The 6,828-nt window shown below is 48.0% G+C and carries 7 protein-coding genes; 2 read left to right on the top strand and 5 right to left on the bottom strand.

Going from position 1 to position 6,828, the window contains the following annotated elements:
* Positions 1-173: 173 nt before the first annotated feature.
* The 5 genes from HWQ67_RS10460 to HWQ67_RS10440 form a co-directional block, all read right to left on the bottom strand.
* Complete coding sequence (locus HWQ67_RS10460) at positions 174-827, bottom strand: cation transporter (RefSeq protein ID WP_218252637.1); 654 nt, start codon at positions 825-827, stop codon at positions 174-176.
* Between the two features lie 4 nt (positions 828-831).
* Positions 832-1,518 (bottom strand): precorrin-8X methylmutase, encoded by a 687-nt coding sequence (locus HWQ67_RS10455; RefSeq protein WP_218252636.1) that lies wholly within the window; start codon positions 1,516-1,518, stop codon positions 832-834.
* Positions 1,515-2,468: a hypothetical protein gene (locus HWQ67_RS10450; RefSeq protein WP_218252635.1), complete on the bottom strand. Its 954-nt coding sequence runs from the start codon at positions 2,466-2,468 to the stop codon at positions 1,515-1,517. Before HWQ67_RS10450 ends, HWQ67_RS10455 begins: the two co-directional genes overlap by 4 nt.
* Complete coding sequence (locus HWQ67_RS10445) at positions 2,461-2,850, bottom strand: response regulator (RefSeq protein ID WP_218252634.1); 390 nt, start codon at positions 2,848-2,850, stop codon at positions 2,461-2,463. The genes HWQ67_RS10450 and HWQ67_RS10445 overlap by 8 nt, the downstream gene beginning before the upstream one ends.
* Before the next feature lie 271 nt (positions 2,851-3,121).
* Positions 3,122-3,334, bottom strand: coding sequence for a hypothetical protein (locus HWQ67_RS10440; protein ID WP_218252633.1), 213 nt, complete (start codon positions 3,332-3,334; stop codon positions 3,122-3,124).
* Positions 3,335-4,058: 724 nt separating this feature from the next.
* Between HWQ67_RS10440 and HWQ67_RS10435 the strand changes: the two genes are divergently transcribed.
* Together HWQ67_RS10435 and HWQ67_RS10430 are read left to right on the top strand one after the other, a co-directional pair.
* On the top strand, positions 4,059-5,291 hold the full coding sequence (locus HWQ67_RS10435; RefSeq protein ID WP_218252632.1) for a hypothetical protein: 1,233 nt from the start codon (positions 4,059-4,061) through the stop codon (positions 5,289-5,291).
* Between the two features lie 3 nt (positions 5,292-5,294).
* On the top strand, positions 5,295-6,828 hold a 1,534-nt coding region (locus HWQ67_RS10430), incomplete at its 3' end, for an HTH domain-containing protein (protein WP_218252631.1).

Raw genomic sequence — 6,828 nt, 5'->3', positions numbered from 1 at the left:
CTGCTGGAGCAGATAAAGAAGGTCGATGACATTGCTACCCTGAAAAAGATAAAAGAGCATATCCGCAAGTCAGACAGCGTTGCAGACATTATGAAGCGTATACGTTGACTCCCTCCTTAGTGGTAGCACCACAATCAACCGTGGTTGTCGGGATTTAAGCCGTCTTTGTACTGTTAGAGACAATCCCCCTGACAACTGCAAGTCATGTTACCGTTTGATTTCGCAAACGCCTCCCTGCCCTCCCTGTAAGATAGACCCGCTATACCTACAGCTCCGATGGAATCTACGGCTCCAAATCCTGTGGTCTCATAGCCAATGCTTGAAATGATAAGCACCACGGAGAAATACATACACGCCTTTGAACAATTGGCATCCGCTATCAGCGCCTGGGAATTATACTGCCTTCCGATTTTAGTCTTGTAACGGATAAGCAGCCACATTGACAGGATCGATACGGCAGAAACGACAATACCCCAGAAAGTAGTCTCAGGCTTTTTCCCTGTATAAATACCCACAGAGGCAGTAGCGAGCAGTCCGACAGCCAAACAATAAAATGCCCACCCCGTGATCCTAAGGGCCTTTTGTTCAAACGCATCATGATCACTGACGTCAGCCTGCTTCATTCGGTAAACCATATGCCATATCCCAACCCCTGATATGACCTCTACATACGAATCCATGCCAAATGCAAATAACACAAGCGTCTCATCCTGCATACCAAACAGTACGGAGACACACCCCTCAATAATATTATAGACTATGGTAATGATGGCAAGAGCCGCCGCCCACTTGTAAAATACGTCCTTTTCACTCGCCGCCTGCTGCAAGATGCTATCCTGCGGCCAGTTTTAGCAGTGCGTTGACGGTGGCAGCGGCGATGCTACTTCCGCCCTTTTTGCCCACAGAGGTAATAAACGGATGTCTGCTTTCCAGCAACAACTCCTTGGACTCCTCGGCCTTGACAAACCCCACCGGTATGCCAATTATAAGGTCTGGCGGGCAGGTGCGACCTGCAGCGACAAAGAAGGTGGGGACGCCATCAATGATCTCCAGGAGCTTGAGCAACGCAGTCGGGGCATTGCCGATGGCCACGATCCCGATGTTAGATGGCACCGAAAACGCACGCACTATCGCACACTCAGACCTCGTCAGCGACAACTCCACCGCCTCCGCTGCCACATCGGGGTCTGAGATGTAACACACCACCTTGCCGCCAAAACGCTCAAGCAGCCTCTTGTTTATCCCCGCCTGCACCATGTGTACGTCAACCAGGATGTCCTTGCCGGCACGGATTGCCGCAATGCCGACCTCAATGGCACGGGGATGAAACCGGATGGTGTCCTCAAAGTCAAAGTCACCGCTGGCATGTATAATACGCTGGACGATGGCAAGCTCCGCCTCCGACCAGGTCTGACACCCCACCCCTGCCCCCTCCCCTAAGGGGAGGGGAGACCGCCGCAATCCGGCCCTTATGATCTCAAAACTCTCACGCTCTATCTGTGCACCCTTAGATGTCATACGATCTCCAGTCTCACATAGGAAAAATATTTGGCCATGGACACGTCCGTGTCCTGGTTGGATGATATCTTCAACGTAACCCGTTGCAGTTTGCCACCCCTGAGGCGGTAGAACTTGTTGGATGAGATGAGGTTCTCCGTCTTGTGTCGTGAGAACGTGTTGATGCTCTCCCTGAAGAGGATGTTTCTGGCATGTCCTCCCATGATGACGTGTCCGTCGGAACCAAACAGGAATATCTCCTGGTCCTCTTTGAGGTCATCGATGTTTTCGGCTATCTTGTCCCAGCCCCAGGGCTGACCGGTGCAGTCCTGCAACAGGCCATCCTTGATAATCATATATCCGCCGGCTATCCTGGGCAACCGGTTGGTAGTAAACACACCGTTGTCCAAAAACAGTGTCTCACCGATGTGGCGGATTTCACCGCGTATGAAGCCGTTGTGGTGGGCAACGTGCACCCACTTTTCCACGTACTCTACCGTGCCGTTAAACATCCCCTCGCGGATGTACATCATGCCAACCCGTTCAATGGTACCGTTTATAATGCCGCTTGTGACTACGTTGAGATTGCTCAGGGTGCCAATGTTGCCCAGAAACAACGTGTTCTCCACCCACAGGGAGCCGTCACTGAGCACCTTTTCACCAACCTTTTGGATGTTCAACCGCTTGTCTTTAAAGGAGATTATCCGGTTCTTGAGAATAATGCCGCCATACACCGTGATGTCGCCACCCGCTACCGTTACCTCCTTGAAGTTACCAAAGCCGGAGAAAAGTAAAACCTTCTTGTTCCTGATCTTCACGTGTCTGGGTGGAAACACCTTCTCCAGTTGTAGCAGCGTGTGCTTGAGCCCCTTTGTATCTATCGTTTCTACCCACGGCAGGAGGCTCCATAGGTAGTACAACAATATTATCAGTCTGTTGAGTAAAGCCATATAACTCCATTGTTCAATCATCTGCTGCCCCTTTGGTGACCTGCGTACATGCACGCCGTAACGTCTCTACGATGACCTCTATCTCAGGCGGCTTTTTTAGGACATCAAACGCCCCCAGGCGCACTGCCTCCTGCTCATCGTTGAGCGAACTGTAGCCTGTCAGCATAACCATCACTGTTGAGGGGGCTTCGTTTTTTATGTGCCTGAGCGTTTCGATGCCGCTCATAAGGGGCATTTTAACGTCTAACAGGACGACGTCAGGGCGGGTCTCCCTGATAAAGTCAAGCGCCTGCCAGCCGCCATCGACAGTGTGTGTCACAAACCCCCGTATGTTGAGTCGTTGTACGAGAATGCCAGTAAAGTTAGTTTCGTCATCAACAACCAATACGCTTAAACGTCTCATGTGTAATGTCCTGTCAAACTCCTTATGTTTATATATAGAGACAGCATATAATCATACCGCCATCGGGTTTTCTTATTATAACCTGTTGCCCATGTTATGTGTAAGTGCCTTTTGTCTCACCGTGAGATTTTCGTCCTGGTGCGTAAAAAAATCCCTTTCATTGTTGCATAAACGCTATTGATGCTACAGTCCATTTGTCGTCTGAGTTTTTTGGATGTTTCCGAGGCATCGGGAGTAGGCCTGTTTAATTTTTTGGGTCACCATTCTGTCGTCAGTTACCGGCGCAGCATTTTTGCATTGTGTGCCTTTGCGTTGGCTTCCTTTTTTTCACCGGAACGTTAAACCACCTTGAGGTCTGCTCCAGCACGTCCGTCTCAAGCAGGGGGGGCAAACCGAGCGTATTGACCAACTCCCGTTGTACTGATTCGGCCCCTGTTGACAGATCGTTGTAATTCAAGCCGCTGAATAACGATATTACAGGCATATCTTATTTCTCTCCTTCCATTGGATTTAACATTATCAGATTACTCAATTATGTTTGCTCTAATGTCTTATGATGTAATACTTTATTGCCATAAAAAAGAATTACGACTATACGTGTATTTTTAAAATAAATCCTCTGAGGCCCTTTAGTCCTCATCATTTTATATCCAATCTCTGTATGCATGTCCATACGTATAAAGTATAGCACACCGCCTGTAAAAAATTCACACCACCACCTTACAGACAGGCAGGGTTTGGATTAAATACAAGATACATGGCATTTTTACGGGGTCAAGGGGACCAGTCCCCCTTTTATGCCGGGGGGCGCTGACCCCTTGACCCCATTTATCTTCATCCATAGTACATATTTGGGGCAGTTATGTATCTTCTTTATATCTCATGGTAGCACAAGAAAGAAAGGGGCGGCTCCGCCCCCCTTCAGAACCCCCCGCAAGGGGGGCAGTCCCCTTGACCCCTTCCTGCGAAACATTTTACCATGCTTTTTTAAGAGGATACGCCGTTATTTAAACTTCTAAACCTTTTTTTGCCTCTATGTGTAACATGAGTTAGGAAGTTACTTGGCCTGCCATTACGTATTGAAAAAACATGCGCACATAAAATTATTTCGCAAGTAAAAAATATACGTATGTTGACTTTTAACATTTGCCGTGCTATTATATATACGTAGCACATGTGTGCGGCACAAAACTCAAAGGAGGTTCACTATGATGGAGAACATTGTTGGCCCCGCCGTCTATGGAGGCAACTATCTGGAAAGTCGCAAGTATCTGGTTGACAACCTGCGTAAGCGCCTATGCAGAGCTTCCGTGCTCATTGATGCCCCAAGGAGATTTGGCAAAACAAGTGTCATTAAGGAATTTCAACGACAAGAACAAGAAAAGGAAAGGGATGCCTTCAATGTGCTGTTTTTCGACCTGGAAGGCCTTGCCTCTGTCGATGAGTTCTGCAATAAATGCCTTGAAGAACTGCTAAAACTCTGCAAACTCAAAAATATGCTGACGAAACTTAAAGAGTTTTCAAACGCCCTTCTTAACGGTATCTCAGACAGCATCGAAAGTATCGAAACTCCTTTTTTTAGCACAAACCTCCGCGAGAGAACCAGGAACATGAAACCGGAGGAATTGAAAAAAACGCTTGAGTCTTTCATTAAATGCCTTAACGACCTTGACAGAAAAACCGTCCTCATCTTTGATGAATTTCCCGATATGCTGCTAAACATCAAAAGTAATGCCCAATCCCATGAGGACTATGTAAAGACGGTTAATAACCTGACGGCATGGCTGAGGGATTTGAGGCAGAGCAGCTCAGGTCAAAACAAATACCGGTTCGTCTTTTGCGGTTCCATAAACCTCAGAAAGACACTGGACAGCATCGGCCTGTCCAAGAGGATAAATGACCTTGAATCACTCAAGGTTCCCCCATTAACTGAAAAGGAGGCTGAAATGCTTATCAATGCCCTGACTCAGACAGAGAATATCATGATAGCGCCGGAGGGTCTGGCATTTTTGGTATCCAAACTCAAAGACGGCTCACCATATTATGGGCAATTTATGGTGCAAGTGTTGAGTGAGAGGAAAGAAAGGGAGAACATCATATCGAACTTTACCCGTGCCCAGGTGGAAGATGCGTATGACGAAATGATACATAGCCATAGCAACAACCTCTCCCACTTCTACAGCCGATTAGATGATTATTATCCGGACCCTCTCCAGAAGGATCACGCTAAGAAGGCGCTAAAAATCCTGTGCAACGGGGCACTGGATGAGCAGCAGCTTCACACCGTGCATTTCTCAAGCGCCATAGACGCTGACGAGTTCCACAAGATAGTGGAACGGCTTATCGATGAGGGCTACATCCTTGAGGATGCCACGGATGCCGGCAAGCTCAGGTTTGCATCGTCGGTATTGAGGGACTGGTGGTCGGTCGGGAGGTTTTAGCCGATGTATGCGTATAATCCACGGAAGTTGACACACGAGCAGTTGCACGACTACTTTGTTGGCAGATGGGGGCTTGTCAACAAAATCAAGTCAGAGCTTAACCTTACTCCGGGGCAATCCCCCAGGCAGCACTGGATGATCGTTGGCCCAAGGGGGATGGGGAAGTCGCACCTGCTGACGCTGTTGTACTACGAAGTAAAGACCGATCTCAAACTCAGAGACCTCTGGATACCAATCCTCTTTCCGGAGGAGCTGATGAACGTTTATCGCATTGCCGATTTCCTTGAGAGGACGTTAAAGGAGATTGCCTTTGAGTTGGAAGCAATCAATACGGAGGTTGCCGGTGAACTTAGGGGGTATGTTGACAAGATCAAAGGGACCAAGGCAGATGCCAGGGCGGATTATTGTTTTTCGTTGCTTACGTGGGTGCATAAAAAGACGGGGAGGTTTATCCTGCTGCTTGCGGAGAACCTCCAACAGATGCTTGGCAAGAGGTTCAGCGTCATTGACCAGAAGAAGCTGAGGGCGTATCTGCAAACATCTGATGCTGCCTTGATCATCGGCTCGGCGACCACAATATTTAAGGAGATACGTGACCACGCCCTGCCTTTCTACAATTTCTTCCATACCTCTACCTTAGAGGAGCTGACCATCAAGGACATCAGACTCCTTGTCAACAAGCTATTGGCGGATTGCGACAAGGCAAAAAGTAGCCCCGACCTGGACACCAAACTCAGGACGATCTGCGCCCTGGCCGGTGGAAACCCGCGAATGGTCGTCTTTCTTGCAGACATCATCAAGGCCAGCATCACACCGGAGGTTTTAGACATCATGGACAGGCTCCTTGACGAGTTGACTCCCTATTTTAACGCCATATTTGCTGATCTGCCTGAAAACATGCTAAAAATCATAAACGTCATGGCAGAACATGAACCGGCGTTAAGTCCGTCTAAGATAGCGGAACTCTTAGAGATGAGCGAGGCGATGGTCAGAAACTACATGAAGACCCTCAAGGACGACGGTTACGTTCGGATTGCCTTAAAAAAGGGGACTTCTCATTATTATTGTCTGAACGAATACATGTATCGCATATGGTTTCAGATGCGTGACTCCGGTCACAGGGAAGAGCTGCGTTGGCTCATAGAGTTCTTGCTGATGCTCTACGGCCCCGCCGTCGTATCCGATAAGGCCAGGAGGCTCATAGAAGGCGAAGTGGGGGAGGTGTATAGCCCTTTGCTTAGAGACTGCATTATTAAAGCAGCGGAGTTCATCTATAGGAACGAGGACTATTGCAAGTTCTTTGAGCCGTCTCATGAATTTTGGAGTGGCAGGGATGAGGAAGAAATATCTGAAAGTATAAAAGAGCTTTTAAGAGAGGCTCTTGCACATGCTAAGTCAGAAAGATATGACGAAACTATCGATATATGTAAAAAGGCAATTGAAATCAATCCTAATTATTACAGTGCTTATGGGGTGTGGGGTGAGTGCCTTACACGATTAGAACGGTATGATGAAGCTATCGATATATGCAAAAAGG

Source organism: Candidatus Magnetobacterium casense (assembly GCF_019173545.1).
In the GTDB taxonomy this organism is placed as follows: Bacteria; Nitrospirota; Thermodesulfovibrionia; order Thermodesulfovibrionales; family Magnetobacteriaceae; genus Magnetobacterium; species Magnetobacterium cryptolimnobacter.
Note: the sequence above shows the minus strand (reverse complement) of the source record. Positions and strands in the feature narration are given on the sequence as shown.